Origin of the sequence: Aeromonas sp. R2-2, assembly GCF_040908355.1 — a bacterium.
Lineage (GTDB): Bacteria > Pseudomonadota > Gammaproteobacteria > Enterobacterales > Aeromonadaceae > Aeromonas > Aeromonas veronii.
In genome coordinates, this window is record NZ_JBFODQ010000011.1 from 1 (window position 1) to 17101 (window position 17101).

At 58.2% G+C, this 17101-nt stretch carries 13 protein-coding genes; 4 read left to right on the top strand and 9 right to left on the bottom strand.

Annotation, left to right across the window (positions count from 1 at the left end):
* Positions 1-30 precede the first annotated feature (30 nt).
* The 3 genes from AB5Z09_RS01955 to ygeW form a co-directional block, all read right to left on the bottom strand.
* Positions 31-1248: a YgeY family selenium metabolism-linked hydrolase gene (locus tag AB5Z09_RS01955; RefSeq protein ID WP_120414330.1), complete on the bottom strand. Its 1218-nt coding sequence runs from the start codon at positions 1246-1248 to the stop codon at positions 31-33.
* A gap of 140 nt (positions 1249-1388) precedes the next feature.
* Entirely contained in the window at positions 1389-2588 is a 1200-nt protein-coding gene (dpaL, locus tag AB5Z09_RS01960; RefSeq protein ID WP_323935367.1) for a diaminopropionate ammonia-lyase, read from the bottom strand.
* 137 nt (positions 2589-2725) lie between these two features.
* A complete protein-coding gene (gene ygeW, locus AB5Z09_RS01965; protein ID WP_368194518.1) occupies positions 2726-3913 on the bottom strand; it encodes a knotted carbamoyltransferase YgeW in 1188 nt (395 codons plus the stop codon).
* A gap of 612 nt (positions 3914-4525) precedes the next feature.
* Here ygeW and AB5Z09_RS01970 point away from each other — a divergent pair.
* A complete protein-coding gene (locus tag AB5Z09_RS01970; RefSeq protein WP_323918569.1) occupies positions 4526-5119 on the top strand; it encodes a hypothetical protein in 594 nt (197 codons plus the stop codon).
* Between the two features lie 41 nt (positions 5120-5160).
* On the opposite strand, the gene AB5Z09_RS01975 is transcribed toward AB5Z09_RS01970, so the two are convergent.
* Entirely contained in the window at positions 5161-6165 is a 1005-nt protein-coding gene (locus AB5Z09_RS01975) for a Wadjet anti-phage system protein JetD domain-containing protein (protein WP_323918570.1), read from the bottom strand.
* Between the two features lie 211 nt (positions 6166-6376).
* Between AB5Z09_RS01975 and AB5Z09_RS01980 the strand changes: the two genes are divergently transcribed.
* The 3 genes from AB5Z09_RS01980 (at position 6377) to AB5Z09_RS01990 (ending at position 9226) form a co-directional block, all read left to right on the top strand.
* Complete coding sequence (locus AB5Z09_RS01980; RefSeq protein ID WP_120414334.1) at positions 6377-7618, top strand: alpha/beta hydrolase; 1242 nt, start codon at positions 6377-6379, stop codon at positions 7616-7618.
* A gap of 479 nt (positions 7619-8097) precedes the next feature.
* The gene (locus AB5Z09_RS01985) at positions 8098-8301 is read left to right on the top strand and encodes a hypothetical protein (protein WP_043820263.1); all 204 of its coding nucleotides are present in this window, start codon (positions 8098-8100) and stop codon (positions 8299-8301) included.
* 298 nt (positions 8302-8599) lie between these two features.
* Positions 8600-9226 carry a heme-binding beta-barrel domain-containing protein gene (locus tag AB5Z09_RS01990; protein WP_368194519.1) on the top strand — a complete coding sequence of 209 codons (627 nt, stop codon included), beginning with the start codon at positions 8600-8602 and terminating at the stop codon, positions 9224-9226.
* A 35-nt stretch (positions 9227-9261) separates the two neighbouring features.
* Here the strand turns inward: AB5Z09_RS01990 and AB5Z09_RS01995 are convergent, their stop codons facing one another.
* The 5 genes from AB5Z09_RS01995 to mukF all read right to left on the bottom strand — a co-directional run bounded on the left by AB5Z09_RS01995 (position 9262) and on the right by mukF (position 17056).
* Entirely contained in the window at positions 9262-9789 is a 528-nt protein-coding gene (locus AB5Z09_RS01995; protein WP_368194520.1) for a hypothetical protein, read from the bottom strand.
* A 158-nt stretch (positions 9790-9947) separates the two neighbouring features.
* Complete coding sequence (locus tag AB5Z09_RS02000; RefSeq protein WP_368194524.1) at positions 9948-10334, bottom strand: septal ring lytic transglycosylase RlpA family protein; 387 nt, start codon at positions 10332-10334, stop codon at positions 9948-9950.
* 256 nt (positions 10335-10590) lie between these two features.
* Complete coding sequence (mukB, locus tag AB5Z09_RS02005) at positions 10591-15018, bottom strand: chromosome partition protein MukB (protein WP_368194521.1); 4428 nt, start codon at positions 15016-15018, stop codon at positions 10591-10593.
* 3 nt (positions 15019-15021) lie between these two features.
* The gene (gene mukE, locus AB5Z09_RS02010) at positions 15022-15741 is read right to left on the bottom strand and encodes a chromosome partition protein MukE (RefSeq protein ID WP_005345759.1); all 720 of its coding nucleotides are present in this window, start codon (positions 15739-15741) and stop codon (positions 15022-15024) included.
* The gene (gene mukF / locus AB5Z09_RS02015; protein WP_005345760.1) at positions 15722-17056 is read right to left on the bottom strand and encodes a chromosome partition protein MukF; all 1335 of its coding nucleotides are present in this window, start codon (positions 17054-17056) and stop codon (positions 15722-15724) included. Before mukF ends, mukE begins: the two co-directional genes overlap by 20 nt.
* Positions 17057-17101 lie beyond the last annotated feature (45 nt).

Genomic DNA, 17101 nt, shown 5'->3' on the forward strand with positions numbered 1-17101 from the left:
GGTGATGAGAGTCACCGCCCGGCGGCCCCCTTACTTGTCCAGCTCGGCCAGATAGAGCATGGGGATCACGGCGTACATGGCGGCGCACTTGACCAGATGCTCTTTCCAGGTCTTCTCGTTCGGGGCGTGGGCCTCCGGCTCTTTACCCGGGCCAAAACCGATGACCGGAATACCGTGGCGACCCATGATGGAGACCCCGTTGGTCGAGAAGGTCCACTTGTCCACCACCGGCTCCTTGTTGAACAGCTCGCGATAAGCCTTGGAGAGGGTTTTGACGGTGATGTGATCCTCTTCCACCTTCCAGGTCGGGAAGTAGCACTCGGTCGGGTAGACCAGACCGGTGTAGGCCGGACGGTCGTACTGGTACATGGAGACCTCGGCACCGGCGGCTTTTACCGCTGGCAGAGCGCGGATCTCGTCGAGCGCCCCTTGCCAGGTTTCGCCCCAGGTGAGGCGGCGGTCAATGGAGACGGCGCAGCTGTCTGCCACGGCGCAGCGGCTTGGGGAGGTGAAGAAGATCTCGGAGACGGTCAGGGTGCCCTTGCCGAGGAAGTCGTCATTGCCGAGGTTGTGGCTCAGCTCCTGCAGCTCGCCAAGGATGGGGCCCATCTTGAAGATGGCGTTGTCACCGCGCTCCGGTGCGGAGCCGTGGCAGCTGACCCCCTGCACATCGATGCGGATCTCCATGCGGCCACGCTGGCCACGGTAGATCTGGCAGTCTGTGGGTTCGGTACTGACCACGAACTCGGGGCGGATCTTGCTCTGCTCGATGATGTACTGCCAGCAGAGGCCATCGCAATCCTCCTCCTGCACGGTACCGGTCACCAGCAGGGTGTACTGATCTTCCAGCCCCAGCTCCTTGATGATCTTGCCCGCATAAACCATGGAGGCCATGCCGCCTTCTTGGTCAGATGCGCCACGACCACCAATGATCTCGTGATCTTCCATCCCCTCATAGGGGTCGAACTTCCAGTTGGCCATGTTGCCGACGCCCACGGTATCGATGTGGGCATCCATGGCAATCAGGTGCGGGCCGTGGCCGATATAGCCCAGCACGTTGCCCATGGGGTCGATCTCGACCTTGTCAAAGCCAACCTTCTCCATCTCCTGCTTGATGCGGAGCACGACGCGCTCTTCATCGCAGCTCTCGCTCGGGATGGCAATCATGTCGCGCAGGAACTGACTCATCTCGGCCTTGTACTGGTAGGCCTTCTCCAACACCATTTCAAACGGAATTTGCTTGCTCATTGTGATTCTCCATAACAACTGAGAGTGCGCGGCCTGTTCGTCGGCAGCGCCCTGTGCCCGTTACCGCGCCCCGTTGGCGAGGCGCGATCAGTTCTTCAATTCGAGTCTCTGCTCTCGCAGGGAGTTACTCGCAGCCGGGGTTAATCGCAGGCAGGATGCTTGCCTTCCCACACCACTTCCCGATAGTGGGTCACATCGGTGTCCCCTTCGGTGTTGATGATCAGCACGACCGAGTTGCTATCCAGCCCGAGGCGAGCCATCAGCGCCGCGCGGTCCGGGTGGTGACGCACCGCCGCCAGCACGCCGGTGCCGACCGAGCCGGATTCGCCGGAGATGATGCGCGGATCATTGCCAAGGGGGTTGCCCAGCACCCGCATGCCCAGCGCCGACACCTTGTCGTGGCAGGAGATAAACTGGGTGGTGCAGCTTCTGAGCAGTGGCCAGCCAAGGGGGTTGGGTTCGCCGCAGGCGAGACCGGCCATGATGGTGCGCATATCGCCACCCACATTGACCATCTCCCCCGCCACGCCGGAGCGGTAGATGCAGTCGGCCTGATCTGGCTCGACCACGATACTGTGCAGATTTTTCGCCCCGAAGCAGTCCACCAGATAACCGAGCACCCCGCCCGCCAGCGCCCCGACCCCGGCTTGCAGCAGCACGTGGGTCGGCTGCTTGATGCCCATGGCCTGCATCTGCTCGACCGCTTCATCGGCCAGGGTGGAGTAACCCTGCATGATCCAGGTCGGGATCTTGGTGTAACCCTCCCAGGCGGTGTCCTGAACGATGTGCCAGCCGCGCTCTTCGGCCATCTTCATGGTCAGACGCACGGTGTCGTCGTAGTTCATGTCGGTGACGATGCACTCGGCACCGAGATTGAGGATGTGGTCAACCCGCTCCTGGGCCGAGCCCTTGGGCATGTAGACCACCGCATGCTGACCTACCTGCTTGGCGGCCCAGGCGACGCCGCGACCGTGGTTGCCATCCGTGGTTGTGGCGAAGGTCATCGGCTCCTTGATGGTGCGTTTGATGAGATCGAAGGAGAAATCCTCGATGGCCACCCCGTACTTTTCACAGAGCAGGTTGGCGATGGCATAAACGCCACCCAGCATCTTGAAGGCATTGAGGCCAAAGCGCTTTGACTCGTCCTTGACCAATATATTTTTCACCCCGATATAGGCGGCCAGATCTTTCAGGTCGCACAAGGGGGTCGGCTCATAACCGGCCAGTTTTTTATGAAAAGCGCGAGCCTTTTGTGCTTCGGCGCGAGAAAACAGCGGAGATGGCTCGGCGGTAAAAAAGCGGTTATCGGCAATATCCATCTTCAAAGAAAATTGGGACATGCTTACCTCACTAGGCGTTACCTGACAAAGAGCTGCCTCGCCGGGAGATCCGTTATTCAGATACCACGGGGAGAAAACTCAAAATAATGGGTTCGACAGCGTGGGCAGGATGAATATTCACCCTGCCCTGCCGTTATTTATTTCACCCGCTTTTGCGCCTCTTTAATCAGATTTTCCAGGGTTTCTGCCGGGGCTGAGAATTTACGGGCCATGATCATGGCGGCGATAATATAGGGTTTCCAGCTCGCCTCTTTGTAAGTGGCGATACGGTATTTCTCGAATACCCCTTCGGTTACTTCCCCTTCCTTGCAGGAGACGCCGGAAATATCGGCGGGCAGGCAGTGCATATAGAGCGCTTCGCCACCCTTGGTGAGCTTCATCATCTCCTCGGTGCAGTGCCAATCCTTGTGCTTAGCGTTCTGCTCAAGGCAGTGTTTCTCCAGCTCTTTGAGACCGGCGTGGTCATTGGCACGCAGCAACTCGGTGCGCTGCTCCATCACCTTGTAGGGAGCCCAGGACTTGGGATAGACGATATCGGCACCCTTGAACGCCTCTTCCATGGAGGTGACCTGGCGGAAGCTGCCACCGGATGCCTTGGCATTCTCCTTGGCCACTTCGATCACGTCCGGGATCAGGTCATACCCTTCCGGATGGGCCAGGGTCACGTCCATACCGAAACGGGTCATCAGACCGATGATGCCCTGGGGCACGGAGAGCGGCTTGCCGTAGCTGGGGGAGTAGGCCCAGGTCATGGCAATCTTCTTGCCCTTGAGGCTCTCCAGGCTACCGAAGTGCTCCTGCAACCAGGCGAGATCAGCCATGGACTGGGTCGGGTGATCAATGTCGCACTGCAGGTTGACCAGTGCCGGACGCTGGGGCAGCACCCCCTTCTCGAATCCTTCATCCAACGCAGCGCCCACTTCGCGCATATAGGCGTTGCCGGCACCGAGGAACATGTCGTCACGGATCCCGATGGCATCGGCGCAAAAGGAGATCATATTGGCGGTTTCACGGACGGTCTCACCGTGGGCGATCTGGGATTTGCCCTCGTCCAGATCCTGCTGGGCCAGACCGAGCAGGTTCAGTGCAGAGGCGTAAGAGAAGCGGGTTCGGGTGGAGTTATCGCGGAAAACCGAGATACCGAGCCCGCTGTTAAACAGTTTGGTGCAGATATTTTCGGCGCGCAGGGTCTTGAGGGATTCGGCCAATTTCAATACCAGCTCCAGCTCCTGAGGCGTTTGCTCCCAGGTCAGCAGAAAATCTTTTTCATGCAGGTTGGATTTGAGTGCTCTGATCTCTTTGATTAATTCGTTAACTGCTTTCATCGTTCGCCCCAATCATTGGATGAGATATGGATAGCTCCCCTTTCACTCACGATGTCACCAGCATCCCGGTTGTGGGTGAGCGCGTCGGTTAGCGTCGATATGAGGCAATCAATAACCGTGCCAAACCAATAAAATGCAGGCAGATATTAATAAATGGCGAAAGTATGTGATGCCACCCACAAAATCAGCGGCTATTTAAGCGGTTTATTCAATAAAAAGGCGAGCGGAACAGCCAAGCCATAAAATAGCAAGGTGATAATAATCAGAGGTGATATCTCGGCGTTGGTGAGAATTATCATCAATGGTCAGTTTCAAGGGCTGAAATGATATCAGCGGGGCTGTCGTTATCATTATGATAATGCCGTGCAGCGATTTGCTCTTTTGTTACCACCTCTTCTGCAGCAATGTCACTGCTATTTAACCTCCCCTGCACTCCCCACCCGTATCACCTCTCGCCTTATCTTCCGGCCACATCGCTGGGCGCGGTTGGCCCAAGGTGCTAACGTGAATACGCCAGCTGCGCATCTGTATCGGATGCTCAGGAGAGGCCGACGTTCACTGCCGCAACTGCGCGGATGAACCTGCATGACTTACATATTTGAGGGATTATCTATGTTCAGGAATGCTGCTCTGCTCATCACCCTGACCCTGCTCGGTATAGCCCCTGCCCACGCAATCAGTGCCAAATATGCCGAGCAACTGGAACGATCCGGCTGCACCCAGGTCACCGAGGCGCAGGGCTGTGACATTCACAAAACCAAAGCGGAAAATGCCAAGGCGGGATTTAGCGCGGCCGCCCCAGCCGCGGAGGGCGGTCTGAATCTGAGCTATGAGCAGAAGCTGGAGCGCTCGGGCTGCACTCAGGTGAGCGAGCTTAATGGCTGCGATATCAACAAAACCAAGGCTGAGAACGCAGCTGCCGGTGTTGGCAATGCTCCGGCCGCGGCAACCAGCGCCAGCCCCTATGCGGGCAACTGGATCGCCACCTTCCCCCAAACCGGCGCCACCGTGGCCAATATCCACATCGATGGCAAGGATCAGGTGTGGGTCAACGACAAGAAGGTCAATGCCAAGAAATCTGATGGCGCGCTGGTGTTCAAGGATGGCATGGTCATCTACACCATTCAGGGTGATCGCCGCATCAAGGGTGAAGACGGCTGGGTCGATAATGATGCCGGCACCAAGGGGCCCATCAACGCCAAGTAAACAGCTGACCACGAAATGACGGGGAGCGCGGGCTCCCCGTTTCACACCTGATTGCCCATCGCGTCCAATGACCAGCTCCGCCAGTGAGGGGCCAGAATCAATACCTCCTGCTCCAGCCAAGTCCCGTCTGTGATCAGTTTATCAAGCCAGGGAACGCCTGCCGGAGTGCCATGGCCATCGACATGATCAGCCTGCGTCGTCACACGCCAGGGCACCTTGCCACTGTCCGTTGCAAAGGTGCGAACAGGGCGGGCGTAGTGATCCAGATAAGGTTGCAGCTCACAGGGAAGCCAGAGCATGGCCGGTCGATTTAGCTCACGCGCCAGCTCGATGGCAATATCGATACCCCGTTGATCGAGATCGCCGAAATGGACCCACTGCACGCCCGCAGGCAGCAGCGGGATCAGCTGTTTGGCCAGGGTGGTATTGCGACCGGGAGCAAAGAGCAGCAGTTGCCCGGGTTGCAGCGGGTAGTCGACAAAGGCCCCCTTGTTCTCCACCGTAATGACCCGCTCCCCTTGCCAGCCGATGGCCGCCAGCGTGCCCAGAGTCCGCTCCGGCAACGCCAACTCCCCCAGCAGCGCCATCATTGCCGTCATATCGTGCTGCTGACCCTGCTGATCGACCAGTGAGAGCGGTTCGAGGGTACGGATGCGGATCACCTCATCCTGCGTGAGCGACAATTCCGCAAGCTGTGGCGCGGCAAGGGATGCTGACCGCGAATGCTTGCTGTCCCCATGCCAGAGGGCATAAAAGCAGGCCTGATTAAGCCGTGCAGGCAAACTCACTCCCATTCGTTGCAACTGCTTACGCTTGTCCAGTTCGGGGGGAACGACCTGCGCCAGCTGTCTGATCAGATAAGCCCGTCCCGCCTCGGTTAATACATGACGAGCGCTTCGCCCAAAAGGTCTTAACCCACAATTCGTCTGCAACAACTCTTTCAACTTGCGGCCATGCCTGCTTTCAAGGGAGCACCCCTTCTCGTTCTGGCTATCGAGCAACTTTGCACAGAGCGCCTGTACCTGCACCTCATCAAACAGCGACATCCTCACCTCTCCATGTAGCTTCATATGACGAAGTAGAGGTGATTTTCCCTGTCATTACCGTGATCGGCTTCGCAAGCGGTCCTTATCAGCCCCGCCATGCATGCCCCGTACTGGTAAACCCGCTACAAAGGGCGCAAGCTGGCTTGATATAGAGATACGCTGCGCTCTTCGCGGCACGACAACGCGACACCCGCTTTCACAAGGGCTTGCCATGACCGACGCCACAGACCCCTCGCCATCCTCTTCCTGGCATCTTTCGGATATCCGCGAGCTGGCGCACCTGCTGACTCTGGCGCTGCCCGCCGCGGTAGAGATCACCGAAGCGGTACATCAGGCGATACTGAGCGGTATGGGGCTCAAGGGAGGAGATGAGGGAAAAACAGCCGGGATCACCGGGCTGGTCTACAAGGGGGTACATGGCGCCGCCAACACCCTGGGCAGCGGCATCAACCAACTGCTCAGCCGGCTGCCAGCCACACCGCCGCCCCACCAGATTCCCGAGACGCCCAAACGTGCGGCCCTGATCGCCACGCTCAACGGCGTGTTGGGGGACAAGCTGGTCGAGTACCACAATGCCCTCGCCACCCCCATGACCTTGCGCTATCAGGGCAAGCCCCTCGATTGGCAGGCGATGCCAAAGGATCTACCCCGCGAGGGACGGGTGCTGCTGATGATCCATGGCCTCTGCATGAACGATCTGCAGTGGCAGACCGAGCATCAAGGCAAACCGGTCAATCACGGAGAGCAACTTGCCGCCGCGCTTGGCTATCTGCCTCTTTATTTGCGCTACAACTCGGGCCTGCCCATCGCACAAAACGGGCAGCAACTTGCCCTGTTGCTGGAGCCGTTGCTCGCCCACTGGCCGGGAGAGCTCAAAGAGATAACGATAATGGGCTACAGCATGGGTGGACTGGTTGCCCGCAGCGCCTGCCACCATGCCAGCGTGGCCGGGCTCACCTGGCCTGCGCACCTTGCCAACCTGATATTTCTCGGCACACCACACCACGGCGCGCCGCTCGAACATGCCGGTCACTGGCTGGAACAGTTGCTGCCCGCTACCGCCTACAGCGAACCCTTCGTCAGGCTGGCACGGCTGCGCAGTGCAGGCATCAAGGATCTGCGCCACGGCAAGGTGATCGATGAAGTGGCCCAACCCGACCCCGCCGCGCCCTTGCGCGATCCCCGCGTCCCACTCCCCTTGCCCTGCAGCGTCAACTGCTATGCCATCGCCGCAACCACTGCCGCCAAGCGCAGCCTGCTGGCCGACCGGCTGATTGGCGATGGACTGGTGCCGCTACGCAGCGCCCTCGGTCAGCACAACGAAGCGCGCCATCAGCTGGCCTTTCTGCCCGCCCATACCCTGATTATCTATCGCACCAGTCATATGGCCCTGCTCGCCAACCCGCAGGTTGGCCAGCAACTGCTGCGCTGGCTCAGCCCCTTGCAGTTATAGCGAACTGGCTATTAAAGCAACAGAGTGCTGGTTCACAAAGGAGCCCTGTGGCACTCTGGGACGTCAAAGGGAAGACCCACACTGACACCTCATGTGTCCCCACTGCAAAGGAGCGCCACCGATGGCCAAAGCAAGCAAGAAAGAGATCAAGAAGAAGATCGCCGCTCGTCTTGAGAAAATTGCCAAGCATGAAGGCAAGATCAAGAAGCTGAAGAAGGCCCTGAAGTAGGGCCCATCGAATAAGAAAAACCGCCAATAGGCGGTTTTTTTATCCCCCTTTCGCCCCTTTACCATCGTTTTGATACCAATGGCCTTGATGTAAACGCCTCAAGCGCACCTCAGCAGAACAACCCGACTGAAGCCATACGCGTTCTCATCACCGCTATTTGGTCTAACAGCGCCAATCGGGCGCCGCGCGCCCCCTTGCCAGCAACTACCTTCAACGGAGTGTTTGATATGAGCCAGCAGTGGAGCGCCATATGTACTCTTACACCCTCACCTTCAAGGATGATGTCGATCGCCTGACCGCCCCCGAGCAGGAGATCACCTTGCAAAGCCCCGCTCAGGCGGGGGATTTTATTATCCTCTCCGACGGCAGCCGCCATCAGGTGATGTTTGTCACCCACCGCGCCCACTACAGCAGCCTCTATCTCGATAAAGGGGTCAGGGTGCCGCAAAGTTAGTGGCTATCGCCTTCAATTGATGGGGCTGAGTGAAATATTCACGCCGGAGACATAATGATCATCGCATCATGTCAATGTTCCTTTATCTCTATCACGATATATCTGAGGAAGCGCGATGAAAAAATACAACATTGTCTTATATCAAATTCGATTTATTTAGCCACGAAAAAGCAAATCATACCTCACAAAAACGAACCACCATCACTCAATATCATTGACCACATCCTTGGCCCGTTATAACAATTACTTTGCTGAACATATTTATTCGCAAGTCATTATTAGTGGTGGAGTTATCACAATGAATAAAGTTATCTTACCCATAGCATTAATTACCTGTGCTACGCTCGCTCACGCAGAGTCCAGCACTATTATCAACGGTCTGGATTTTGGTCCATTAGCTCAGTTGGCTGGCACATGGAAAAGCACCGATGCTGGTGGTGTAGATGTAGCACCCGGCCAAGAGGGTAGCAAAGTTGGTAAAGGGGGGCCGGCAGTGGAACCCTTTTACGAAGTCATTACTTTTGAACCGGCTGCCGATGCTAAAAATGCCAGCGAACAATATCTGGTAGCCATGTATTACAAACAGGAAGTATTCAGAAAAAGCGATAATGGGAAATTTCATGACCAACGCGGTTATCTGATTTATGACAAGACCAATCAGCTTGTTTACAACTCATACTGTATACCTCGTGCAGTCTGTGTGGTCACTGAAGGCAAAGCGGGTAACAAAATCGAGTTCAAGATGGGCAAGCGCGGTATTGCGGAAAGCAATTATATGACCATTAATGATTCCACCACGGATTTCTCGATGACTCTGGACTTCTCAGAGAAAGATCTCCTCAAATACAGTCAAACCACCAACCTGATGGTGTATGGCAAGCCATTCGCACACTCCGATAGTGCATCCCTGACCAAAACCAATTGATGTTTCATGGCCAAGGTATTCATTACCTTGGCTTTTTATATTCGTCGATAATCTATCCTGATGGCATCCCTATCCCACTCGGGATTGAGCACACCGGCATACCAAAGTGTCAGAATGACATCCATCTGATTGTTATGCTTCACAACCTTGCCGCTCTTACAGGCCGAGATCACTTCCAGCCATAACTGCTCGGGATTGATCGGTTTGGTAATATCCTTGTGTGACAATAAATCAATGGCAGCCAACACATATGCTCTGGTTTTGGTCGCAGCTACATAATGAACTGGCATGATGCAACTGATACAACCAAGACTGCAAAGAGTCAAAAAAGCTACCTTTGGATTATTTTTGAATTTTCCTGTACTGATATCACCACCAAATGCTTCAGCAATAGCCATATCCCAGGCGGTGGCATGCCCATAATTATTCTGCACCATCAGATGAACAGCTCTCAGCGCTGCACCACCATATTTACCATAGATAATCATCACTAATCCCTCCGTTTGCCCCATAGTAAGGCCGAACAGGCGAGATAAGCTAAAATAAATATCAATCACGATCATCGATTTTTTCCATTGATAACAAATCCATTTTTAGCTGAATTAAATATTGATCCATATCAATGTTATATCTTTATCTACCGAAAGGCTGACTGGTCGATGTCAGCCTTCCAAGATCATTCATCAACATCCATTTTCGTGTATAAACGGGTTCACCCAGCCTAGAGCACTTCTATTTTTACTTTGATAATCCCGTCACGAATATTGCCGATGGTGCTAAAAGCCGATTTGGAGAGATCGATAATACGCCCGCTTTTAAAGGCGCCGCGGTCATTGACCTTGACCACTACGCTCTTGCCGTTGGCGAGGTTGGTGACCCGCACCATGGAGCCAAAGGGCAATTCCATATGGGCGGCGCTATTGAGGTTGTTACGATATAACTCGCCGCTGGCGGTCTTTTTGCCATGATAACGGTCGGCATAATAGCTGGCATAGCCGGTTTCGCTATAGCCGCGCCAGCTGCCGCCGTGGCTCTCGTCATAACGGCTGCTACAGGCCGTCAGCAGCAGACAAAGAGATAACAACAGCCCTTTCTGGATATATTGCACCTTCCCCTCTCCTCTCTTCTTTTCACTCTGCGCTATTTTTGCATCTTCGATGCGGCCGGTGACGCTGGCGACACGTTTGCAGGCGGGAGCTCTCACCTTGCCATAGCTCCAAGGCACTCACCATGTTACTCGCCTTGTTGTCTGGCAGCAGCGACCGTGCGGCTACTTTGCCATATCTTCCATGTAAAAAGGGAGGCAAATGCCTCCCTTTCGACTAGTTACCAGTCATCCCGTGTCAGGATGGGCCAGAGACATCTCAGGCAATCAGCTTGTCATCGCTAAAGCCGAAGCCACGCAGGCCGACCACATGCACATGCTCGTGCTTGCCTTGCACTTTACGGATGAGCTTGTAGGTGGTGCCCTTCTCGGGGCTGATGTTCTCCGGCGCCGCGATAAGCAGCTGCATATCCTGCCGCTCGCACAGCTCGAACAGGGTGGCGATGGATTTACCATCCAGACGGGCCGCTTCGTCGAGGAACAACAGACGGCAGGGTGCAATGTCCTTGCCGCGCAGACGGCGGGACTCCTCCTCCCAGCTGATCAGTACCATCAAGAGGATGGCCTGACCGGTACCGATCGCCTCGCCTGTGGAGAGCGCCCCGCTCTCGGCCCGCAACCAACCATCGGCCCCGCGCTGCACCTCGATCTCCAACTCCAGATAGTTGCGATAGTCGAGCAGCACGTCGCCCATCACCTGATAGCTGCGATCCCCCTGCTCTACTTGCGGGTTCAGGCGCTGGAACAGCTTGGCCATCGCCTCGGAGAAGCTGAGCTCCTTGTCGGCGAACAGATCGTTGTGCATGGCGGTTTGATCGGCCAGTGCCGTCAGCAGACGGGTGTGAGCCTCGCGGATATTGACGTTGAGGCGCACCCCGCGCACCAGACCGAAGGCGATGTTCTGCAAGCCCTGGTTGAGCACCCGGATGCGGTTCTGCTCGCGGCGGATAATGTTGGTGATCTTGGCCGCCACCTCGTGAGAGGAGAGCGACAGATGGGTTTCCCGCTGCTTGAGCTCGTCAGCCAGACGGGCCAGCTCGATCTCCATCTCCTCGATCGCCTCGACCGGATCATCGGAGCGGATGATGTCGTTGCGGATGCGATCTTTAAGGTAACGGTAGACCTGCACGTAGAAGGCGACCTTCTGCTCGGTGCTGCGGTTGCCCTCAGAGAGACGCAGCGCATCGCGCAGGGCCTCGTCGTGGGCCACCGCCACCCGCAGGGCGCCGAGGGCCTTGTCCGACATGGAGCGCAACTCGTCGCTGTCGAGATAAGCCAGCTCGCGCTTGTTGAGGCGCTTCTCGACGTCGGTCTCCCGCGCCAGACGCACCACCCGCGACCAGCTCGCCTTGTGGCCCACCAGAGACTTACGGGCGCTGTAGTAATCCTTGCCTTCGAGTTTGAGACGGCCGCCGAGGGACTCGATCTCGCGCTTGGTTACCTGCAACTGGGCCTCGGCGCTGGTGCGACGGGAACGGGTGCGGATCAGCAGCTCTTCAATCTCTTTCTTGTGGGCGCGCGCCTTCTCTTCCATGTCATCAGAGAGGGTCAGCCCCATGGCCGCCAGCTCCTGCTCGAACTCGGTCAGGGTCTGGCGCTTGGCTTCGACGCTGGAGTTAAGCGCAGTGCGCAGCTGCAACGCCTCGGTGTGACGCAGGGCAATCTGCTTGTGCTGCTCGCCAGCGGTGCGGGCGGCAAGCTCGGCCGCTTTCAGCTTCTCTTTGAGTCGCTCGCTCATCTCGGAGGCCTTGCCCAGCAGGTCTTGCGCATCCTGATAGGCAAAGTGCGGCAGACGGGCCACCAGCTGATCGAGGGCGTAGCAACGGCGCTTCTGCTCGGCCAGCAGGTCGCTCACCTCATCATAGGCAGCCTGCAGCGCGGCCAGATCCTGCGGATCCTGACGCAGCACCTGCACCATGGTTTCCAGCTTCTCCAGCGACTTGCCGTGTTTGGCGATAAAGGCTTCGGCCTGTTTCAGGGCCTCAACGTCGGCATGAGCCGCCTCGAGGCGGGCAGCCAGATCAGTCTCGGCAAACAGGTGGGCAAAGGGCAGCATCCCCTGCACCAGCTGGATATGACGAGTCAGCTGGGCGGCGGCCGCTTTGGCATCACTCAGCTGTTTGTCGCACTCGCCGATGGCCCCTTGCAGCGCGCGCAGTTCGGCCTGCTTGGCCTGCACTTCGGCTTCGGGGTCGGGACGGAAGGCGATATCCAGATGCTGGCCGATAAAATCGCGGAAGTGACCGTAGAGACGGTGATACTTCTGCTGCTCGAAGGCAGCCTTGGCGTAACCCTCGATGAGCCCTTCGCGCTCAAGGTCGAGCTGCTCGATCCGTTTTTCCCGGGCGGCGCGGCCAAACAGCGGCAGCTCGGGGTAGCGGGAGAAACGCACCTGACGCTTGCTGGTGCGCACCAGCACGGCATCGCCCAGCTCGTCTGCCTCCACCAGATCCTCGTCAAAGGAGTCGGGGTTGCCCTGGATGAGGTAGATATCCTCCGGGCAATCTTCGAGCTTTTTCAGCCGCTCGATGGCCCCCTCAAGGTCGAGCACCACCAGAGCGCTGCGAGCCGGGCCATAGAGTGCGGAGTAGTAAGGGGCATCATCGATGGAGATGTCGTCATAGACATCGGAGAGCAGCACGCCCCCCACTTGCTCGGCGATGCGGGCAAGACGGGGATCCGCCTCGCCTGCTCCCAACTGCAGGTTGCGAATTTGCAGCTCCAGCGCCTGTTTCTGCGCAGCAATGCGGTTGCTCTCCTGCTCGAACTCGCGCTCCTTGTCGAGCACGGTCTGCATGCCGGCCGAAAGCTCTTCAGCGGTAGCGAGAGGCAGACCGCTCTGCTCGCGCAGCTGCTCGAGTTTTTCAAAGGATTTCAGCCAGCGCGGCGCAAGCTTGGTGAGCTCCGCAATATCGCGACCCAGCTGGGTACCCTGATGCTCGAGGCTGGCGCGGCGTTGATTCACCTCGGCCTGCTGCTCGGAGAGCTCCTCCTGACGGGTGCGCTGGGCTTCGAGGAAGATCTCCAGCTCGTCGCTGCTGGCAATAAGCTGGCCAGAGGCCTGCTGCAGCTCGTCACGCAGCTTGAAGAGGCTCTTCTGGCTTTCGCTCTCTTTCTCGAGGCGAGCCAGCGCAGCGCGCAGCCCCTGCCCCTGGGCAATACGGGCCTTGTCTTCGATGTGACGCTTGAGCAGCGCTTGGGCTGTGGGCCAGGCGGCCTCGCGCACTGTTTCCGGAGCGATGCTGAGCAGCAGTGCCAGCGCCGCTTCGTGCTCGGCCACTGCCGCCTTGGCCAGCGCCAGCTGCTGCTCGGCCCCCAGCACCCGGCTAGTGAGACTCTGCTCGGCGGCGCGGAACTGGTGCAGGGTGTCGCTCGCCTGTTCGGCGGTCAGCCCCGGCAGCTCGCACTGCTCGCGGGCAGCATCGAGAGCCTGCACCGCCTGACGGTACTGGATCGCGCGGGTCTGCTGGATATCGAGCGCCTGCTGGTAGTCGGCCAGCTGGGTCTTGAGGCTGTCGACTTCTGCCTGCGCCAGCTCCTTGCGCTCTTCCACTTCCAGCAGCTGGCTGTGGATCTCTTCCACTACCGCCTGCTGCTGTTCGAGTTTGTCAGAGAGATCCGCCAGATCGGCGCGATACATCTCGATCTTCTTCTGCAAGCTGACAGCCGCCATCACCTTGGCCAGATGCTCAGAGGCAGACTCCAGCTCGTCGGTCAGCAGTTTTTCGCGGTTGGTGAGCTGCTCCACCTCATCCGCCAGATAGATGGCGCGCTGCTTCTCTTCGGCCAGAATGCGGCGCTTGTCGGCCAGCTCCTGGCGAGCCTTGAGGGCCAGCTCGGAGAGGCGGCTCTTCTCGGCGGCGTTGCGCACATAGTCCGCTGCCACATAGTGGGTGGTCTCGGTGATCAGGTTCTTGAACAGATCCCGCTGACCTTGCGTCTCCTTGATCGCCTCCAGCGTGCGGCGGTTTTCATAGATGGCCGCCTCCATGTCAGCAAACGCCTTGCGCACCCCGGAGTTCTCCGGCAGCAGGTATTCGCGCAGGGAACGGCTGATGGACGAGGAGATGCCGCCGTAGAGGGATGCCTCGATCAGGCGATAGAACTTGCCGCGATCTTTTTGATCACGCAGTTTCTTCGGGGTGATGCCGAACTCGAACATGAAGTTGTGATAGTCGGTCACCGTATTGAACTTGGCGACTTTCAGCGCCCCCAGCTCGGCGGCCGCCCCTTTCAGGTCGGTAAAGGCGCGCACCCGCCCCTTGCCGCCATCGAGCTTCTCCAGCAGCAGATCGGTCGGAGCCAGATTTTCCGGCACATCCACCAGCGCAAACGGGGTGATGTTGACCTTGTTGTCGCGGTTGGCCACCTGCTCGAGGTGGACGCCGACCCAGATCCGCTGTTCGCGGCTGTTCATCACTTCCAGCAGGGAATAGCAGTGGCCGCGCTGCAGCTTGCCGTAGAGTCCCTTGTCACGGGAGGCGCTGCTGGAGCCCGCTTCCGTGGTGTTGCGGAAGTGAAGCAGTGACTGGTCGGGGATGAGCGCTGCAATAAAGGCCGCCATGGTGGTGGACTTGCCCGCGCCGTTGCCGCCGGACAGGGTAGTGACCAGCTGGTCGAGATCGAAGGTCCGGGCAAAGAAGCCGTTCCAGTTGACCATGGTCAGGGATTTGAACTTGCCTCGCACCGGTTATACCTCCAGATCCAGTTGTTCTTCATCGAGATCCGCCTCGATGTCATCAAAGAGCGAGTCGCTGCTCGGCATTTCGTCGTCGTGGAAGATGGCTTCACCCTCCTGGATCATCCGCAGCTGGACGGCGCGCGGATCTTCATCGGAGCGCACATCCGCGGCGAAACGGAACACCGATTCGTTGACCCGGAATTTATCTCCGTTGCCAAGGGCGGTGATCATGCCAAGGCGGCGCAGACGGCGCATGGAGGTGCGGATCTTTTCGAGCAGCTTCTTCTTGTCGAGATCGGTACCGCCGGAGCGGCTGTTGACCATCCGCAGCAGCTGCTTCTCGTCGGCGAGGCTCAGCACCTCCTCCTGCAGCTCGGCCATGGCGAATACCCCTTCGGAAGCCAGACGATCCGGACTCAGGTAGAGGTAGCAGAGCACCTTGCCCACCAGCATATCGAGCTCGGAGAGCACAGTGGTGCCGATGTCGGAGCTCGGGCGCGGACGCAGGTAGAAGAAGCCTTCCGGCGCCTTGATCAGCTCCACCTGATAGCGGCCGTAGAAGATCTCCAGCTCGCTGTGATATTCGACCAGTGCCGAATGCTGCTCGAACTCGTCGGCACTTATGTGGCGACCGGAGCGCAAGGCGGTGTCGATGCGCGGAAACAAGGGGTTGGCAATCGCCTCTGCAAGGCGCAGCGGCAAGGGAAACTCAGTATTGATCAATGACATAGGCCTGAACCTTGGATCCAGCTTGGTTAATGGGTTTCCATGCGGGTTGGCGATGCAGTTCGCGCTCGCCGCTGGCATGGCCCAGGCGCACGGCCTGGTCGATCAGAAGACGCGCCACATCGAAGTGGGCATGGGCCGGGTAGTCCAGCAGGTATTCCCGCAGCACATCGGCCAAGTCCAGCTGTTGCCCCTGCTCGGGGTAGCGGGCCAGATAGCGCTCGATGCGCTCGGCCAACTCCTGGTTGATATCCACCATCTCGACGTACTCCATCTCGAGTGGCACCTCGCCGGTTACCTCCTCGTCGTGGATGGCGATGGTTTCGTCGCGCAGCTCCAGCAGACGGGGCTCTTCGGCCACCCGCAACTGCCAGTTGTGCTGCTCGAAGTTGCGGATAGACTCGCGTAGCCGCTGGCTGAAGGCGCGGTTCTTGTCCATGTCGATGGCGTTGCGGATAAATTTGTGGACGTGTCTGTCGTAGCGGGACCAGAGCTCGATGCACTGCTGACCCCAGCTGGTGATGACGTCGAGCCGCCCTTGCAAGGCGTGAGTCAGCTCCTCGACGTGGAACAGATCGTCGCGCCCCTGCGCCGCCTCCTGAATGTTGAGCAGCCCCGCCTGCAAGCGGTGGCCGGCAGCGTCCAGGGTATCCTGCAGCTCGCGCAGGGTCTGGCCGGTCTCGTGCAGCAGCTTTTCGCAGCTGTGAATGGCATCGACCCAGTTCTGTGTTAGCAGGGCCGCAATCTCGCTTTTGACCTGATTCTGCTGTTCATCCATGGCACGCTGGGTGAGATCGATCCGCCCCAGGGTCTCTTCCAGCGAGAAGGTGAGGCGCGGCAGCACCTCGGCATCCCACTGCTCACGGGTGTTGGTCTCGAGCGCCGCCTTGCGGGCGGTGTCGAGCTCGGCAGCCAGGTGTTCGAGCAGAATGGAGAGCTTGATGGAGTCAACCTGACGCTGATCCATAAAGAAGTCGACGATGCTCACACCCAGGCGCGACAGGCGGTAGAGGCTCTCCCCCGCCACCATGTCGGTGTTGAAACGTGACAGCAGCTGCTGGCGAATGAGATCGTTGATGGCGTTGTTGGCACGTCCGGTGAGGGTCTCGTCCATCTGGCCAAAAGCGCTGCTGACATAGCCAAAAGCGTCGTGCAGCGCCGCTTCCGACAGGTCCGACTCATCCTCGGACAAGGTCTTGATTGCAATCAGAAAGGCCAGCCGGTCGGTTGGCAGGCTCAACGCCAACCCCTCCTGCCTGACCCACCCTACTAGCTCCGGCAAAGAACGCTCTGGCAGGGTACGGGATGTACTCATCATGATGTTGTCATCTCGTTGTTGTATTGGGCGCAAAATCGTGCGCGC